The organism is Pseudomonas sp. 58 R 3 (assembly GCF_900006605.1).
Classification (GTDB): domain Bacteria; phylum Pseudomonadota; class Gammaproteobacteria; order Pseudomonadales; family Pseudomonadaceae; genus Aquipseudomonas; species Aquipseudomonas salomonii.
This window is the reverse complement of record NZ_CVTT01000061.1, coordinates 220,173-237,222: the sequence shown is the minus strand read 5'-3', so window position 1 is coordinate 237,222 and position 17,050 is coordinate 220,173. Positions and strand designations below refer to the sequence as shown.

At 61.7% G+C, this 17,050-nt stretch carries 15 protein-coding genes; 14 read left to right on the top strand and 1 reads right to left on the bottom strand.

All coding sequences use genetic code 11. The features are described from left to right. From waaC to BFP92_RS19480, 6 genes are read left to right on the top strand one after another with little or no spacing between them, the layout of a single operon-like run. Window positions 1–1,062, top strand: coding sequence for a lipopolysaccharide heptosyltransferase I (gene waaC / locus BFP92_RS19505; RefSeq protein WP_065930715.1), 1,062 nt, complete (start codon window positions 1–3; stop codon window positions 1,060–1,062). After that, window positions 1,062–2,186 carry a glycosyltransferase family 4 protein gene (locus BFP92_RS19500; protein WP_065930714.1) on the top strand — a complete coding sequence of 375 codons (1,125 nt, stop codon included), beginning with the start codon at window positions 1,062–1,064 and terminating at the stop codon, window positions 2,184–2,186. The genes waaC and BFP92_RS19500 overlap by 1 nt, the downstream gene beginning before the upstream one ends. Beyond that, window positions 2,183–2,989 (top strand): lipopolysaccharide core heptose(I) kinase RfaP, encoded by an 807-nt coding sequence (gene rfaP, locus BFP92_RS19495; RefSeq protein WP_065930713.1) that lies wholly within the window; start codon window positions 2,183–2,185, stop codon window positions 2,987–2,989. Before BFP92_RS19500 ends, rfaP begins: the two co-directional genes overlap by 4 nt. Beyond that, on the top strand, window positions 2,989–3,723 hold the full coding sequence (locus BFP92_RS19490; protein ID WP_056860566.1) for a lipopolysaccharide kinase InaA family protein: 735 nt from the start codon (window positions 2,989–2,991) through the stop codon (window positions 3,721–3,723). The genes rfaP and BFP92_RS19490 overlap by 1 nt, the downstream gene beginning before the upstream one ends. Further along, window positions 3,720–4,472 (top strand): lipopolysaccharide kinase InaA family protein, encoded by a 753-nt coding sequence (locus tag BFP92_RS19485; RefSeq protein ID WP_056860565.1) that lies wholly within the window; start codon window positions 3,720–3,722, stop codon window positions 4,470–4,472. The genes BFP92_RS19490 and BFP92_RS19485 overlap by 4 nt, the downstream gene beginning before the upstream one ends. Then, on the top strand, window positions 4,472–5,914 hold the full coding sequence (locus BFP92_RS19480) for a lipopolysaccharide kinase InaA family protein (RefSeq protein ID WP_065930712.1): 1,443 nt from the start codon (window positions 4,472–4,474) through the stop codon (window positions 5,912–5,914). Before BFP92_RS19485 ends, BFP92_RS19480 begins: the two co-directional genes overlap by 1 nt. A 122-nt stretch (window positions 5,915–6,036) precedes the next feature. On the opposite strand, the gene BFP92_RS19475 is transcribed toward BFP92_RS19480, so the two are convergent. Continuing rightward, on the bottom strand, window positions 6,037–8,136 hold the full coding sequence (locus BFP92_RS19475) for a TonB-dependent receptor family protein (RefSeq protein ID WP_065930711.1): 2,100 nt from the start codon (window positions 8,134–8,136) through the stop codon (window positions 6,037–6,039). 176 nt (window positions 8,137–8,312) lie between these two features. Here BFP92_RS19475 and BFP92_RS19470 point away from each other — a divergent pair, with 176 nt between their 5' ends. The 8 genes from BFP92_RS19470 to BFP92_RS19435 all read left to right on the top strand — a co-directional run bounded on the left by BFP92_RS19470 (window position 8,313) and on the right by BFP92_RS19435 (window position 17,000). After that, window positions 8,313–8,648, top strand: coding sequence for a YceK/YidQ family lipoprotein (locus tag BFP92_RS19470; RefSeq protein ID WP_065930710.1), 336 nt, complete (start codon window positions 8,313–8,315; stop codon window positions 8,646–8,648). 197 nt (window positions 8,649–8,845) lie between these two features. Next, window positions 8,846–10,603: a carbamoyltransferase family protein gene (locus BFP92_RS19465; RefSeq protein ID WP_065930709.1), complete on the top strand. Its 1,758-nt coding sequence runs from the start codon at window positions 8,846–8,848 to the stop codon at window positions 10,601–10,603. Continuing rightward, window positions 10,587–11,717, top strand: a complete 1,131-nt coding sequence (locus tag BFP92_RS19460) for a glycosyltransferase (protein WP_065930708.1) — start codon at window positions 10,587–10,589, stop codon at window positions 11,715–11,717. The genes BFP92_RS19465 and BFP92_RS19460 overlap by 17 nt, the downstream gene beginning before the upstream one ends. Beyond that, window positions 11,717–12,613, top strand: a complete 897-nt coding sequence (locus BFP92_RS19455) for an antimicrobial resistance protein Mig-14 (protein ID WP_065930707.1) — start codon at window positions 11,717–11,719, stop codon at window positions 12,611–12,613. The genes BFP92_RS19460 and BFP92_RS19455 overlap by 1 nt, the downstream gene beginning before the upstream one ends. Further along, entirely contained in the window at window positions 12,610–14,025 is a 1,416-nt protein-coding gene (locus BFP92_RS19450) for a PIG-L deacetylase family protein (RefSeq protein ID WP_065930706.1), read from the top strand. The genes BFP92_RS19455 and BFP92_RS19450 overlap by 4 nt, the downstream gene beginning before the upstream one ends. Before the next feature lie 58 nt (window positions 14,026–14,083). Continuing rightward, window positions 14,084–14,968 carry a DUF6625 family protein gene (locus BFP92_RS19445; protein WP_065930705.1) on the top strand — a complete coding sequence of 295 codons (885 nt, stop codon included), beginning with the start codon at window positions 14,084–14,086 and terminating at the stop codon, window positions 14,966–14,968. Then, complete coding sequence (locus BFP92_RS19440; RefSeq protein ID WP_065930704.1) at window positions 14,965–16,119, top strand: glycosyltransferase family 4 protein; 1,155 nt, start codon at window positions 14,965–14,967, stop codon at window positions 16,117–16,119. Before BFP92_RS19445 ends, BFP92_RS19440 begins: the two co-directional genes overlap by 4 nt. Continuing rightward, window positions 16,116–17,000 carry a glycosyltransferase gene (locus BFP92_RS19435; protein WP_065930703.1) on the top strand — a complete coding sequence of 295 codons (885 nt, stop codon included), beginning with the start codon at window positions 16,116–16,118 and terminating at the stop codon, window positions 16,998–17,000. Before BFP92_RS19440 ends, BFP92_RS19435 begins: the two co-directional genes overlap by 4 nt. Window positions 17,001–17,050 lie beyond the last annotated feature (50 nt).

Below are 17,050 nucleotides of genomic sequence, written 5' to 3'. Positions count from 1 at the left end.
TTGCGCGTATTGGTAGTCAAGACCTCATCCCTGGGCGATGTGATCCACGCCTTGCCGGCACTGACCGACGCGGCGCGGGCGATCCCTGGCATCCGCTTTGACTGGGTGGTGGAAGAAGGCTTTGCCGAGATTCCCACCTGGCACCCGGCCGTGGACAAAGTGATCCCGGTGGCGATTCGCCGCTGGCGCAAGAACATCTGGCAAACCATCAAGAGCGGTGAATGGCGGCGCTTCAAACAGAGCGTGCAGTCGACCAAATACGATTTGGTGATCGATGCCCAAGGGCTGCTCAAAAGCGCCTGGTTGACGCGTTATGTACGCGCGCCGGTGGCCGGCTTTGATAAAAATTCTGCCCGTGAGCCGCTGGCTGCGCGTTTCTACTCGCGCCGGCTGGCCGTGGCCCGTGGGCAGCATGCGGTAGAGCGTTTGCGCCAGCTGTTCGCCGTGGCGTTGGGTTATGACTTGCCCAAAGGCCTGGGCGATTACGGCCTCAGCGTCGACAAGCTGCTCGGCCTGCCGCCGAAAAACCCCTTTGTATTGCTGCTGCACGGCACCACCTGGGACACCAAGCACTGGCCCGAAGCCTACTGGCGTGAGCTGGCCGAACGCATGGGCCGCCTGGGGGTGGACGTGAAGTTGCCGTGGGGCAATGCCGCCGAAAAGGCCCGCGCCGAGCGTTTGGCCCAAGGCCTGCAAAACGCCGAAGTGCTGCCCAAACTCAACCTGGCCGGCGTCGCCCGTGTGCTCGCCGGTGCCCGCGCCTGTGTGGCGGTGGACACGGGCCTGGGCCATTTGGCCGCTGCGCTGGACGTGCCGACCATCTCCCTGTTCGGCCCCACCAACCCGGGCCTCACCGGCGCCTACGGCAAGGGCCAGATTCACCTGGCCAGCGACTTCCCGTGCGCGCCGTGCCTGCAAAAAACCTGTACCTATCAACCGACGGCCGACGACCTGCGTCGGTTCGACATCAAGCGCGAGTCGCCCCTGTGCTTCACGCGCTTGAACCCTGAGCGTGTGGCAAGCCGACTGAGCACGTTGTTATTGGCTGAGGAGCTGCACTGATGCAACTGGCTTTTGTTTTGTACAAATATTTCCCCTTCGGTGGCCTGCAGCGCGACTTCATGCGCATCGCCCTGGAGTGCCAGCAACGCGGCCATAAGATTCGGGTCTACACGCTGATCTGGGAAGGCGACATTCCCCCCGGTTTCGAAGTGCTGGTGGCGCCGGTCAAGGCGTTCTTCAACCATCGGCGCAACGAGAAGCTGTTGGCCTGGATGGAAGCCGACCTGGCCAAGCGCCCGGTGGACCGTTTGATCGGCTTCAACAAAATGCCCGGCCTGGACGTGTACTACGCCGCCGACGGCTGCTTTGAAGACAAGGCGCAAAACCTGCGCCACTCGCTGTACAAAAGCTTTGGCCGTTACAAGCACTTTGCCGAGTACGAACGTGCGGTGTTCGCCAAAGACGCCAGGACCGAAGTGTTGATGATCTCCGAAGTGCAGCAACCGCTGTTCATCAAGCATTACGACACGCCGCTGGAGCGCTTCCACCTGCTGCCGCCGGGCATTGCCCAGGACCGCCGCGCGCCGCCGAATGCGGCTGAAATTCGCGAAGGTTTCCGCAAGGAATTCAACCTGCGTGACGACGAGTTGCTGCTGGTGCAAATCGGTTCCGGCTTCAAGACCAAGGGCGTCGACCGCAGCCTCAAGGCCGTGGCCGCTTTGCCTGCCGAACTTAAAAAACGCACGCGCCTGTTTGTAATCGGCCAGGACGACCCCAAAGTATTCCACTTGCAGAGCGCCACCTTGGGGCTGGGCGATAACGTGCAGTTCCTCAAGGGCCGCAGCGATATCCCGCGTTTCCTGCTGGGCGCCGACCTGTTGATTCACCCGGCGTACAACGAAAATACCGGTACCGTGTTGCTCGAAGCCCTGGTGGCCGGGTTGCCGGTGCTGGTCTCGGCGGTGTGTGGTTATGCCCACTACATTGCCGAAGCCGACAGCGGGCTGGTGCTGGATGAGCCGTTTGAACAAGCGCAGCTCAACCAGTACCTCACGCATATGCTCACCGACACTGCACAGCGCGCGGCCTGGGGCCGCAATGGGTTGGCCTTCGCCGAGACGGCCGACCTCTACAGCATGCCGCAGCACGCGGCAGATGTGATTCTGGCGGAGCCGAAACGATGAAGTTGATTCTTGCCGAACCGTTCAAGACGTTATGGGCCGGGCGTGATGCCTTTGCCGAAGTCGAGAAACTGCAAGGCCAGGTATTTCGTGAACTGGCGGCGCGTCGCACCTTGCGTACCGAGGTGGAGGGCCGCCCGTATTTCGTGAAAATTCACCGGGGCATCGGTTGGGGCGAGATCTTCAAGAACCTGATCACCGCCAAGTTGCCGGTGCTGGGTGCCGGCCTGGAATGGTCGGCCATCCACCGCCTGCAGGAACTGGGCGTGCCGACCATGACCGGCGTGGCCTTCGGTGAAAAAGGCAGCAACCCGGCGGACCAGCACTCGTTCATCATCACCGAAGAACTGGCGCCGACCATCAGCCTGGAAGACCTGACCGTCAACTGGGTGGCCGAGCCGCCGGCACCGGCATTGCGCCATGCGCTCACCGCTGAACTGGCACGCATGGTCGGCGACATGCACCGTGGCGGCGTCAATCACCGCGACTGCTACCTGTGCCACTTTCTGCTGGATACGTCCCGGCCGATCGATGCGCGTAATATCAAGCTTTCAGTGATCGACCTGCACCGTGCCCAATTGCGCGCCCACCTGCCGCTGCGCTGGCGCGACAAGGACTTGTCCGCGCTGTACTACTCGGCGCTGGACATCGGCCTGACTCAGCGCGACAAGCTGCGCTTTCTCAAAGGCTACTTCCGCCAGCCGCTGCGCCAGATCCTGGCCGAGCAGTCGGCGTCCCTGAGCCTGTTGCAGCGCAAGGCCGACAAGCTGTATGCGCGCAAGCAACGCCTGGGGGATGCGATCTGATGGCGGGTTGGAACCTGGAACCTGCTTACGCCGCCCTGGCGGATGACTTTGGCAGCCTGGAGGCAGTGTTTGCCTTGCAGGGTGAGCGACTGACGCGCGACCCCTTGTCGGAAGTGATTCGGGTGGAGCGTGGCGGGGTCAATTACTACGTCAAACGCTACGTCGGTGCCGGCAAGGGCCTGCGCCGGTACCTGGGCAAACCTCGGGTGAAGTCCGAATGGCAGAACCTCAAGCGCTTCGCCAAGTGGGGGATTCCCACCGCCGACGTGGTGGCCTGGGGCCTTGAGCGCAAGGGGCTGGCTTATGCGCGCGGGGCGATGATCACCCGCGAGTTGCCCAAGACCGAAGACCTGTCGGTGCTGGCCGATCGTAACGATCCGTGCTTGAAAGACCCCACGTGGGTCAACGTGATCAGCCGTCAACTGGCCGAATATACGCGCACAATGCACGAGCACCGTTTTACCCATAACGACTTGAAGTGGCGCAACCTGCTGGTTGACGATAACCGCACCCTGTACCTGATCGATTGCCCCAACGGCGATTTCTGGCGCGGTTTCTGGCTCAAGTACCGTATTACCAAGGACCTGGCCTGCCTGGATAAAGTCGCCAAGTATCACTTGTCGGCCACCCAGCGCCTGCGCTTCTACCTGCAATACCGCCAACGCACGCACCTGACGGCTTCGGACAAACAGCGAATCCGCCACGTGGTGAAGTTTTTCGAGGGGCGCGAATGACTGATTTTCTGGCGGCCGATGATCGCGCATTGCTTGCGCGCCACGGCCTGGCTGACTTCGATGCGCTGTGGGCCAGGCAACTGGACGCGGTGGATGAACCCAATACCAGCGACGGCGGCTGGAGCAGCGTGTTTCGCCTGGAGCTTGAAGGCCAGGGTTACTACCTCAAGCGCCAGAGCAACTACCTGACGCGCACGCTCAGCAAGCCGTTCGGCGAGCCGACCTTTGCCCGCGAGTTTCGTAATATCAGCCGCTACCGGCAGCTGGGTATTCCGGCGTTGCAGGCAGCGTTTTTCGGTGAACGCAAGGTTGAAGGCGAGCGCCGCGCGATGCTGCTGACCCGCGCCCTGGACGGCTGGAATGACCTGGACTCATTGCTCGAGCAATGGCCGCAACTGAGCGACGCCCAGCACCGTGCGATCCTGCTGGCGTGTGGGCAGCTGGCGCGCCACCTGCACAGCGTCGGTCAGGTGCATGGCTGTTTTTACCCCAAGCATATTTTCCTGCAACCGCTCGGAGACGGTTATGCCGCGCAGTTGATCGACCTGGAGAAAACCCGCCCGCTGCTGTTCGGCCGGCGTGATCGGGTCAAGGACCTGGAGCCGTTGCTGCGCCGTGCGCCGCAGTGGTCGGATGCGCAAGTGCGGCAACTGCTGGCGGCGTATCTGGACCAGCCTGAAGACAGCGCGCTGGTGGGCGCCTGGTTCGAGCGCCTGACGGCCCGGCGCAGCCACAAGGAGAAGCGCTGATGCGCTTGTCCGAACTGAAAAAAGCCGGCCGCACGCCCGAGCTGCCGCTGACCCTCGAGCTGGCCGACGCCGCAGGCACAGGCCAGCTGCAACTGCTCAACCTGTTGCGCGTGTTGCCGGGCGAACGCTACGTGGGCGCCGCCGTCTGGCGCGGCCGCCCGGTGTTGGCCAAGTTGCTGGTAGGCAGCAAGGCCGCGCGGCATTTTCAGCGTGAGCTCTGCGGCGTGCGCCTGCTGGCCGAGCAAGGCCTGACCACGCCACAATTGCTGGCCGATGGCTTGCAGGAAGGCGAGGGCGGCTGGCTGCTGTTTGAATTTATCGAAGGTGCCGAAAGCCTCGCCGATGCCTGGCAGGCGGTCGAGGGGTTGCCGCCACTGGCGGACGAGCAAACCGCCGTACTCGCCGAGGCGTTGGGCGCGATTGCGCAGATGCACGCCAAAGGCCTGTGGCAAGAAGACCTGCACCTGGACAACCTGCTGCGCCAGGACGGCAAGCTGTACCTGATCGATGGCGCCGGGATTCGTGTTGAGGAGGCGGGCAAGCCGCTGTCGCGCAACCGGGTGCTGGAAAACCTTGGCGTGTTCTTCGCCCAGTTGCCGAAAAACCTCGAACCGTTTACCGAAGAATTGCTGGTGTACTACCTGCTGAGCAACGGCGAACACGCCTTGCCGCTGCAGGCCCTGGAAAAACAGGTGCGCAAGGTCAGCGCCTGGCGCTTGAAAGACTTTCTGAACAAGGTTGGCCGTGAATGCACGCTGTTCAGCGTGGTGCGTGGCGCCTTTGCCTTGCGTGCGATTCGTCGCGAGGAAGAGGCGGCGATGCTGCCGGTGCTGGAACAGGCCGACGCGTTGCTCGACCAAGGCCATGTGTACAAAACCGGTGGCGCGGCCACGGTTGCCAAGGTCGAAGCGGGCGGGCGGCCGCTGGTGATCAAGCGCTACAACATCAAGGGTTTTGCCCATTGGCTCAAGCGCTTCTGGCGCCCCAGCCGGGCCTGGCATTCGTGGCGCGAGGGCAACCGCCTGGCGTTCCTTGGCATCGCCACGCCCAAGCCGCTGGCGGTGTTGGAAAAACGCTTTTTGTGGCTGCGCAGCCGGGCTTACCTGGTGACGGAATACTTGCCGGGGCCGGACATCATCGAGCGCTTCGCGCCCTATGTTGAGAAAGGCGATGCGCCCGAAAATGAACTGCTGGCCCTGGACCATTTGTTCGCCGAGCTGATCCGCGAGCGCATCAGCCATGGTGATTTCAAGGGCCATAACCTGTTCTGGGCCGAGGATCGCTGGGCGTTGATCGACCTGGACGCCATGTGTCAGCACAGCTCGGTCGCCAGCTTCGCGCCGGCGTTCGCCAAGGACCGCGCGCGGTTTATGCGTAACTGGCCTGAGAGCAGTGCGTTGTACCAGCTGATCGATGCACGTTTGCCCAAACAGGTGCAATGATCATTCCCACGCTCTGCGTGGGAATGCCGCCCCGGACGCTCTGCGTCCCGCTCCTCAAGCCACGTGCAAGGTGACGCGGAGCGTCACGGGATGCATCCCCGCGCGGAGCGTGGGAACGATCATCAGAACTGATATTCAGCCCCGGCCCCGGCATACCAGGACCTTCCAGGCGCCGCTTCGTAGTAGCGGAAGTTGCCGTCCCCCACAATCACCGAACCCACATACTGGCGATCCAGCAAGTTATCCAGGCGCACCGTCTGGTGAAAGGTCCAGTGCTCCACCTTCTGCTCAAAGCGCGCCCGCCAGTTGAACACGCTGTAGCCCGGCGCGGCGCGTTGCTGGTTGGTGTCTTCGACGTAGACCTTGCTGCGGTACAGGCCTTCGAGGGCGGTGCTGACCCAGTCGCGGGGTTTCCAGTTCAGCTCGGCGAAGAGGGTGGTTTGCGGCACGCCGGGCAAGTAGTTGCCCTTGTCGATAGCCTTCCCGCTGTTGGTAAAGTCGCTGTTGTAGGTCGCTTGCAGGCGGGTGTAGGCGAGGGTGGTGCTCCACTGTTCGCCGAGTTGGCTTTCCAGGCCCAGCTCGAAGCCTCGGCGCAGGGTTTTACCGGCGTTCTGGTAGGTGGTGCGACCGCCGCTGGATTGCTGCACGACCAACTCGTCGTCAGTCGTGATCTGGAATAGCGCAGCGTTGAGGCGCGTGTCCTGGCCAAGCTTGGCTTTCAGGCCGACTTCATACTGTTTGCTGACCGACGGCTCGAGCGCAAAGTTAAAGCCATTGGCGCTACTCGAATACGCCGACTCCGCCTGGGTCGGGGTTTCGAAGCCTTTGCCCGCGCTCACATAGCCATGCAGGTCCGGCGTAAAGGCGTACATCACGCTGACCGAAGGCGTGTTCTTCTGGTAGGTCTTGCTGCCGCTGTCATTACCGTCGCTGGTGAAGTGGTCGTCCACGTCCATCTTCATACTGCTGTGGCGCAGGCCGGCTTGCAGGGTCCAGTCGCCCAGCAGCCAGTTGGCCTGCACGAACGGGTCGAGGCTGGTGGCGGTGTCGATCTCGTCACGGCCCAGGGCGCCTTTGACGCCGTGCACGCCATCCAGGGTGTTGGAATAGCCTTGGCGGTCATCCTGGCTGCGGTCGTAATCGAGGCCGGTGATCAGGGTCAACTCGCCGGGGGCGCTGGTGATGGGTTGCAGCCAGTGGACGGAGCCACCGTAGAACTGGCGGTCGAACGCGACCACGCCGCCGCGAGCGTTTGCCGGGTTGGGCGCGCCACTGGCGAACTTGTCCGGAATCGACAGGTACTGAATCACACTCCTGCGCCCGGTATACGCGTTTACCTGCAACGTCGCATCACCGATATAACGTTCGTAATTCATGCCCAATTGCTGATGATCGATGCTTTTTCGCGTGTTGTACTGCAACGCAGCCGGCGCGACCGAGCGCGGGTCGGCTTTGTAGGCTTCCCAGGTTTGCCCCAGCGGATCCTGCGTGCCGTTCTGTTCCAGGCTGCTATAGATCAGCGCCAACTTGCTGTCGTCATCCGGCTGCACGTTGAGCTTGGCAAAGGTCTGGTCGCGTCGTGCGCTGCTGTGGTCGCGATAGCCATCGGTGTCCATGCGCGAAGCGTCGAGCACAAAACCTGCACCGTTCGCCGCGCCTTCGGCGGTAAGGTGGTTTTTGCTCAGGCCGTCGCTGCCCACCAGGGTTTCGGCGCCGATGCGTGGCGGGCCTTCGCCGTCGCGGGAAAACATCTGGATCACGCCGCCGGCGTTGCTGCCATACAAGGTGGCGGCCGGGCCGCGCAGCACTTCAATGCGCTCGGCGGTGTCGAGGTTGAAGGTGGCCGCCTGGCCCTGGCCGTCCGGAGTGCTGGCCGGGATGCCGTCGGCGATCAACTTGATGCCGCGCACGCCAAACGCCGAGCGCGCGCCGAAGCCACGGGAGGAAATCTGCAGGTCCTGGGCGTAGTTCTGGCGGTTTTGCACCACCAGGCCCGGCACGCGGGACAAGGCCTCGGAGGCGTTGATGCCGAGCTGGCCGTCGCTGATCTGCTCATGGCTGATGCTGTCGACCGAGTACGGCAGGCCGAACGTCGGGCTGGCGCTGCGTGAGCCGGTAACGACGCTGGGGTCGAGGACCAGGGCGGTGTCTTCAGCCACGGCGGTGTCGCACACGGCGAACAGGCCGGGCAGCAGAAGGGTAAAGCGGGCGAGGGTTTTCATCAGTCAGCCGGAATCTGTGGCGCTTAACGCTGTAAACGCGCAAAAGAGGCGAGAGTTTAACCAGTTGGTTAGTGCTGTTGCTCGGGATATTTCCCACGAAACATTGGGACATTGTGATCTGGGGGCTCACAGCATCCCGATGCTAGCGTGGCTGACGACTATTCGAGGGGTTGGCGATGGGCACAAAACTGGCGGCTGCACTGGGGGCGTTTTCATTGGCGTTAAGTGGGTGCGGAACCGTTAACACGGTTTTTCGCGATGATCTGTCAGCGACCCGCGAGTTGCGCAAGCAAAAAACCTACTGCGAGTCCATTCCCCGTGCCTATAGCGGCCTGGCATTCAACTTTTGCCTGCTCAACGCGCCCCCGGACATCACGGGCGTACTGGTGCCGGTGATACTGGTGGATATGACCGCCTCGGGTATTGTTGATACCGTGGTGCTGCCCTATACGATCTACCAGCAGGGCACGCTGGGCAATATGGGCATTTACTGGCGCCCCGGTCGCTCGTAGCCACGGGGATCATCATTGGCCGAAGCAAGGACGGCAGCACCGAGACCTACCCGTAACCCGCTTGCCGCTTGCCGCTAACAGCTTCCTGCTGCTTTTAAGTTATAATCCCGCCCTTTAGCTGTTTCTCGCTCAGGCGGGAGGCACACTTTTTTCAGGCGCAACCCGCCTGCATGCAGACTAAAAGAGGCTAGACCCCAGTGGCATTGACGATTCTTGGCCTGTCCGGCGCCCTTAGCCATGATCCTTCCGCAGCCCTGTATATCGACGGCAAGCTGATCGCGGCCGCCGAAGAAGAGCGCTTCGTACGCGACAAACATGCAAAGAACCGCATGCCCTACGAATCGGCGAAGTTCTGCCTGGAACAAGCCGGCATCAAGCCTTCCGACGTTGACGTGGTGGCGATTCCGTTCGCCCCGATCAGCCTGTTCGGCGAGGCGCGCTGGCACTACGCCAAGCGTTACTGGTACGCCCCGGACCGCGCCCTTGACGCGATCCTGATGGGCAACCGTCGCTACAAGCGTTACCGCAACAAGATCGTCTGGTGCCTGGAGCAACTGGGCTTCGATCCGAAGAAAATCAAGATCGAACCGGTTGAACACCACCTGGCTCACGCCTCCAGCGCCTACCACTGCTCGGGTTTCCAGGAAAAAACCGCGATCCTGGGCATCGACGGCAAAGGTGAGTACGCCACCACGTTCTTCGGCTACGGCGAAAACGGCAAGATCCACAAGATCAAGGAATTCTACGACCCGGACTCCCTCGGCGGCCTGTATGGCGCGATCACCGAGTTCCTCGGTTTCGAGATGCTCGACGGCGAGTTCAAGGTCATGGGCATGGCGCCCTATGGTGACGCCAGCAAATACGATTTCTCGCGCCTGGCCTCGTTTGAAAACGGCGAGTTGGTGATCAACACCGACTACGCCAACGTCATCGGCCTGCGCCGTTACAAAGAGAAGGGCAAGGGGTTCTACTTCTCGCCGAAACTGATCGAGTGGCTGGGGCCCAAGCGCGAAGGCGATATCGCCGACGAGCCGTACATCCACTACGCGGCCAGCATGCAGGCGCTGTTCGAAAAACTGGCCTTGCAGATGATCGACCACTACCTGGGCGACATCCTCAAGGACACCGGCAAGCTGGCGTTCGCCGGTGGTTGCGCGCTGAACGTCAAGCTGAACCAGAAGATCATTGCCCGCGATGACGTGAAAGAGCTGTTCGTGCAGCCTGCGTCCGGCGATGCCGGCACCGCGGTTGGCGCCGCGGCCTATGTGTCCCACGCCCGTGGTGTGCCGGTGGAGAAGATGGAACACGTCTATCTCGGCCCGTCCTACAGCAACGAAGACGTGATTGCCGCGTGCGCCAGGCACGAAAGCAAGCCGGTATGGCGCAAGATCGAAAACATGCCCAAGCGCATCGCCAAGATCATGGTCGACGGCAACCCGGTGGCCTGGTTCCAGGGCCGCATGGAGTTCGGCCCGCGTGCCTTGGGCGGTCGTTCGATCATCGGTTGCCCGAGCGCGACCGGCGTGGCCGACCGCATTAACCACCAGATCAAGTTCCGCGAGCGCTGGAGGCCTTTCTGCCCGTCGATGCTCGACACCGTGGCCCCGCAGATGATCAAGGTCGATCACCCGGCGCCGTTCATGACCTTCACCTTTGAAGTGTCCGAAGAGTGGAAAACCCGCGTACCGGAAGTGGTCCATGAAGATGGCACCTCCCGCGCCCAGGTGCTCAAGCGCGAATACAACCCGCGTTACTACGACATGATGAAAGAGCTGGAAGTATTGACCGGCAACGGCGTGTCGTTGAACACCTCGCTCAACCGCCGTGGCGAAGCGATGATCTGCTCGCCGACCGACGCGCTGAACATGTTCTTCGGCTCTGACCTGCAGTACCTGATCATGGAAGACATCCTGGTCGTCAAAGACGGCGTGGACCCTTATGACTCGGTCGGCTGAGCGCCACGTCCTGCAGTTCTGCCACGGCTATGACGGGCCGTTCCTGGACTGCGCGCGGCAGTACGCCAGCCTGTTCGCAGGCACCGGCTACAAGGTGACCACGGTGTTTCTCACCGGGGTCGCCGACCCCGATGTCGCCGCCGCTTGCGCCTCTGATGAGGTGCTGTTCATGGAGTTCAGCTCCAGGGCCATTCGTGGCCTCAAGCTGGGCGCCATCCGTGAGTTGCGCAAGATCGCCGCATCGCGCAACTTCAGTTTGTGCATCGCCCACCGCTTCAAGCCGATCTATATCGCCTTGCTCGGTACGCGCCTGCCGGTGATCGGCGTGCATCACGCCTTTGGTGATTATCAGCGCCGCAGCCGCAAGCTGTTTGCTTCGATTTTCAGCAAGCGCCTGAGCCTGCTCGGTGTGTCCGATGCGGTGCGCGACGATATGCGCCGCTGCCTCCCGGCCTGGCCGGCGGCCCGTATCCAGACCTTGTATAACCGCATCGATGTGCAGGCCATGCAAGCGTTGCAGGTGTCGGCCGATGAGGCGCGTGATGCCTTGGGGCTGTCGCCGGATGAGTGGGTGGTCGGCAATGTCGGCCGCCTGCACCCGGACAAGGACCAAGCCACCTTGCTCAAAGGTTTTGCCTTGGCCTTGCCGCATTTGCCGGCGCAGAGCCGGTTGGCGATCCTCGGCACCGGCCGCCTGGAGCAAGACCTCAAGTCGCTGGCCCGCGAACTGGGCATTGCCGAACAGGTACTGTTCCTCGGCCAGGTGCCGGATGCGCGCCGGTATTTCCGTGCATTCGACGTCTTTGCCCTCAGCTCCGACCATGAGCCGTTCGGCATGGTGCTGCTGGAGGCCATGGCCGCTGGCGTGCCGCTGCTCGCCACCTCGTGTGGCGGCGCGCGGGAAGTGGTTGAAGGCGTGGGCATCCTGTTTCCGTTTGGTGATGCCGACCACTTGGGGCAGGGCCTTCGGCATTTGGCCGCGATGGATCGTCAGCAGCACCAGCAGTGCGCCGAGATGATGCTTGAGCGCCTGCACCAGCGGTTTTCGGATCAGGCTGTGCGCGATACCTTCTGGCAGTTGCCTGCTGTCACCGAACTGACCGCGAGGGCTTGATGCTCAATCGATTCCAAGGCTTTCGCGAGCGCGGTTGGTCGGTGGTTGACGCGCCGACCTACAGCGATGCCTGGCAGCGTTTTGGCGGCAGTGTCGCCACCCATCCGCAGGTGGTCGAGCGTCTGGCCGGGCTGGCCGAAATTCCGGTGCGCTATTTGGCCTGGGAGCACAGCGGTGAGCTTAAAGCCTGCATTGCGACCTGGGGGCGCGACCTGGCGTTGTCCAAGGACGTGCTCAAGCGCAATGGCAAAAAAGGCTTGTTCGACCTCGGCAACGCCGAGTTGATCCTGCCCGCCGCCGTTGATGCCCAGGCGCCGCTGCGCCATCGCGCGCGTTACCTGTCGGCCCTCAATGAAGGCCGTTTTACCGGTATCAAGCTTCAGGCCGAACAGTTGGCCATGGCGCGTACTCCCGAAGAATTGTCGAAAAAGTTTCGCTATAACCAGCGCCGTGAATTGCGCCTGCTGGAAGAGGCGGGCGGTGTGGTGCGGCCGGTGCAGGACTTCTCCAGCGCCGAGCTGGCGGCGATCTACTGCGACCTGTTCCAGCGCCGCTGGGGCTTCGCGGCCACCGGTGCCGCGCACATGGCGCAGGTGATCGAGCTGCTGCGTGAGTGGCTGATCGGATCGGTGATTTTCCTCAACGATGCGCCGATTGCCGTGCAACTGGTGTATCGCGTTGAAGCGCCGCAGTGGGTCAGCGTCGAATACATCAATGGCGGCGTAGACCCCGAAACCCGCGCATTCAGCCCCGGCAGCGTGCTGAGCTTTCTCAATACGCAAAGTGCCTGGGAACAGGCGCGAGACGTGGGCAAGCCCCTGCGTTTTTCGTTCGGCCGCGCGGACCGTGAGTACAAGGACCGCTGGTGCAACCCCGTGCCGGTGTTCACCGTATGAGTGCCTCGACAAGTCGCAAACAGGCGCTGCTCAAGCGCCATCGCCGCAATAAGCGCATCGGGCTGCTGGTCAGCCTGCTGGTGCTGATTGCGGTGGGTGTGCTGGTGGCCTGGTGGTTGCCGCTGCTGTTGGCAGTGCTGGCCTGGGTGGCCCATGAAGCCTGGTTTGCCGACCACTTGTTTTACTCGCCCAAGGACGACTATCAGTATCAATTTGCCGCCGATACCGAACAATCCAAGGTAACGTTGGACAAGGGCCGTTTGGTGCTCGGCCAGGCGCTGGAGCTGGCGGGTGATGAGACCTTGATCCTCGCACTGCGGCTCAAGAGCAACCTGCTCGGACGCTTTATCGACCCCTATGTCGCGTTACCGGGCGGCGACCGCCAGGTGTTCGAGCGCGGCGTCAACGGCCTGCGCTACCTCAACCTCACCGGCCAGGCGCAAGCCTTGCTGGCTGGGCAGTTGCTGTTGCGTGGCCGGTTTTGCCGAATACAGGGTGAGCCTGTGCTGTCCGTATTCCGCCAGCCGGATGTGCGTCAGCAGCGGGTGATGGTGATTGCACCGCATGCCGACGACGCCGAACTGGCTGCCTTTGGCCTGTACAGCCAGGCCGCACAGCCCTGGATTGTGACGCTGACCGCCGGTGAGATCGAAGCCGAGCATTATCAGCACATGGGTCTGGGCAAGCCTGAAGCGGCACGCCTCAAGGGCCGGCTGCGAGCCTGGGACAGTATTGCCGTGCCGCGCTGGGCTGGCGTGCCGCAGGAACACTGCGTTCAGCTCGGGTACTTTTGCCTGCAGTTGGCGGCGATGAAAGCTGAGCCTGCGCGCGCCGTTGCGTCGCGGGAAGCCGAGTTGAGCGATATTCGCCTGTTTCGCCAATTCAACCCGTTCCCGCTGCCCGCCGATGCCGACGGCCAGCCGACCTGGAACAACCTGCTGGCGGACCTGCGGGCCGTGCTGTTGAGGGCGCGACCTGAGGTCATCGTGTTGCCGCATCCGGTGATCGATCCGCACCCCGACCATATCTGCGCGCAGCAAGCCGTCTTGCAAGCCTTGCAGGGCCTGGAATGGCAGCCGACTACCTTGCTCGGCTACGCCAACCATCTGCATGACAACGACCGCTGGCCGATGGGGGATTCGGGCAATAGTGTCGCTTTGCCGCCATGCTTCGACTCCTCTTACATTTTGCAACCATATTGCCTGCCAGTATCGGAGGAGCGGCAGTGTGAAAAGGCCATGTCGCTGGGCATGATGCATGACTTGCAACCGCAGATGCCGTTCAAACGGCGGGTGCGGCGAGTCATACAGCGTCTGCTGGCTGGAAGGGCCGTCTCGCCGTGGGGTGAGAACGAGTTTTTCCGCAAGGCCATTCGGCGTCATGAACTCTTTTGGTTCATCAAGCGCAAGTAACGTTAAGCAACGTGGTGGCGCGTAGCGTGCCCCAGTACCAAATGACAGTGAGTCCCCCTTGAGCAATCCGTGCCCCCGCATCCTTTTCATTATTCCTTACTTTGGCCGCTGGCCATTCTGGATGCCGTTTTTTCTCGAAAGCTGCCGCCACAACGCCGACATTGACTGGTTGCTGTTCAGCGACTGCCCGATGCCGACCAGTGTGCCGGACAATGTCCGCATCGAAAGCATCACCTTTGCCGATTACTGCACGCTGGTTTCCCAGCGGCTGTACATCAATTTTGCGCCCCAGGCGCCGTACAAGCTGTGCGACATCAAGCCGGCGCTGGGGCATATCCACGCTGACCGCCTCAACGGTTACGATTTTTGGGCGTTTGGCGATCTGGACCTGATCTACGGCAACCTGCGCGAGTATTTCACCGCCGAGCGCTTGGCCAGCTATGACTTGTTTTCAACCCATGAGCGACGGGTCGCCGGGCATTTGTGCCTGATGCGCAACACGCCCCGCAAGCGGCATGCGTTCATGCGCATCAAGGATTGGGAGGCGCGTTTTACCGATCAGGCGCATCATGCGCTGGATGAAGGCGCCTTCAGTCGGATTTTCCTGTGGCGCAAGAATTTCCCCAAGCCGCTGTTCGAGTTGGTCGGCAAGTTAAACCCATGGCGTCGGCGCAGTGAGTTCACCGAGGCGTTCAGTACGCCCGGTGGTGTGATCAAATGGCACGACGGCAGTGATTGCTTCCCGCATCAATGGTTCTGGAACAAGGGCCGCCTGACCAACGACAGGGATGGTGAACGGGAATTTCCGTATTTCCATTTTGTCTGCTGGAAGCGTAATCAATGGCCGTTGCTACCGGAGCCTGACGCCGAGTACGTCGAGACGCTGGCGGCTGAAACAGCCTGGGTGGTTGATGCCACAGGTTTCCATCGAGGAGAGTTATGAGTCGGCGTTTCAAGGTCCTGCAACTGCAGCCTGACTACAATGTTAAATCCCATGACTTTGCCGACCTGGCCGAGCAGATCGTCAAGGCATTGCCTGCCGAGCGCTACGAGGTCACCGCCGCGTTCCTGCGTGGCAAGCCGGCGCCTGGCGAACCGGTCAGCCGGGCGGCCAAGTCGGTCTACTTCGAGTTCTCCGACAAGTCGCTCAAAGGCTTGCGGCTGCGCGCCATGTGGCAACTGTATAAGTTTTGCCGCCGCGAACAGTTCGACGTGGTGGTGTGCAACCGCTTCAAGCCGGTCAACATGATGTTGCAGCTCAACCGTTGGTTGAAGATCCCGCTGTGCATCGGCATCTCCCACGGTTTTGGCGAGTATGACCGCCTGTACCGGCGCAAGCAGGCGCAGCGCTGGATCGACGCGCACTGGCGCTTCGTCGGCGTGTCGCCGGCGGTCAAGCAGTACCTGCTCGATTGCCGGTGCGGTTTTACCGACCAGAATACCTACGCCATTACCAACGCCATCGACATCGAACAGGCCGAAGGCTTGCAGCATTCACGCACGCACGCGCGCGAGTTGCTGGGCATCGACCCTTCGGTGCGCTTGATCGGTGCCTTGGGCCGGCTGGTGCCGGTCAAGGGCCACACCTATTTGCTGCAAGCGTTCGCGGCGCTCAAAGAAAAATACCCAACCGCGCAGCTGGCGATCATTGGCGCCGGGCGCGAAGAGGCCAACCTGGCCACGCAAATCCAGAGCCTTGGCCTGGATGGGCGCGTGCACTTGTTGGGCTTTAAGGAAAATGCGCTGCAATACGTGCGTGCCTTTGACATTTGGGCAATGCCTTCGCTCGCAGAAGGCCTGGGCCTGGCGCTGCTGGAAGGCATGAGCGGCCGCCTGCCGGTGATTGCCTCCAGCGTGCCGGCCATGTTGCCGTTGATCGAAGGCGCCGGTGGCCTGGCGGTGGAGCCGGCCAACGTGCCCCAGTTGACCGAGGCGCTGGACACTTACCTGGCGCTGTCCGACGAGGCACTCGCACAAAAAGGCGAGCAGGCCTTCCAGTACCTTCAGGCGCAACACGACATTGAGGTATTCCGCCAGGAGTACCTGGAGCTGATCGATTCAGGCTTGGCTCAAGCACGCGGGAAGAATGTATGAACCAGAGTCAGCCCTTGGTCACGGTGATCATTGCGTCGTATAACCACGCGCCCTACATTGAGGAAAGTATCCTCAGTGTGTTGAACCAGACCTATCCCAACATCGAACTGCTGGTGGTGGATGACGGCTCGACAGACGACAGTGTCGAGCGCATCCGTCGCCTGCAGGAACATCATACGTTCGACTTTCGTGTGCAGCAGAATCAGGGGCTGACCAACACCCTCAATGGCGCGATTGCCCGGTCCCAGGGGCCGCTGATCGTGCCGTTCGGTTCGGACGACATCATGATGCCCGAGCGCATTGCGACTCAGGTGGCCTATATGGATGGCAAGCCTGAGGTGGGAATCTGTGCGGGCAATATCGAGCTGATCGACTCCCAGGGTGAGTTGTTTCCGGAGAAGCGTCAGCGCCGTGATGTGCCGTTTCGACGCCTGGATTTCGACGACATGTTCCTGGAGCGCAAACCTTACCCGCCGGCGCCTACGCTGATGATCCGGCGTGAAGCGCTGGAAAAGGTCGGCGGGTTTGACCCGCAGATTCGCCTGGAAGATTTGTTGATCGAGTTGAAGATTACCCACGCCGGGTACTTCATCGATGGTTTGAACGTGGTGATGGCGCGCTACCGCAAGCACGCCACCAATTCGTACAAGAATCATCGATTCATGATCGATAACATCCTGCGCACCTACGCGTTGTTCAGTGATCACCCGCTGTACGACGAGGTGCGTTACAAATTCCTCAGCTCCATGTTCCTCAAGACCTCCAACCGCAACCGTGCGTTGGCGCGGGAGCTGTTGGCGCAGATCCCGTTTCGGGCCTGGAACAAGAAGACGTGGCGCGGCTTGGGTCGCCTGTATTTTTCCCCGCTGGAAAAAGACTGATACCAAGAGCAGGGCGGTACACCTCTGCTGGGTGTACTGCGATCTAAATG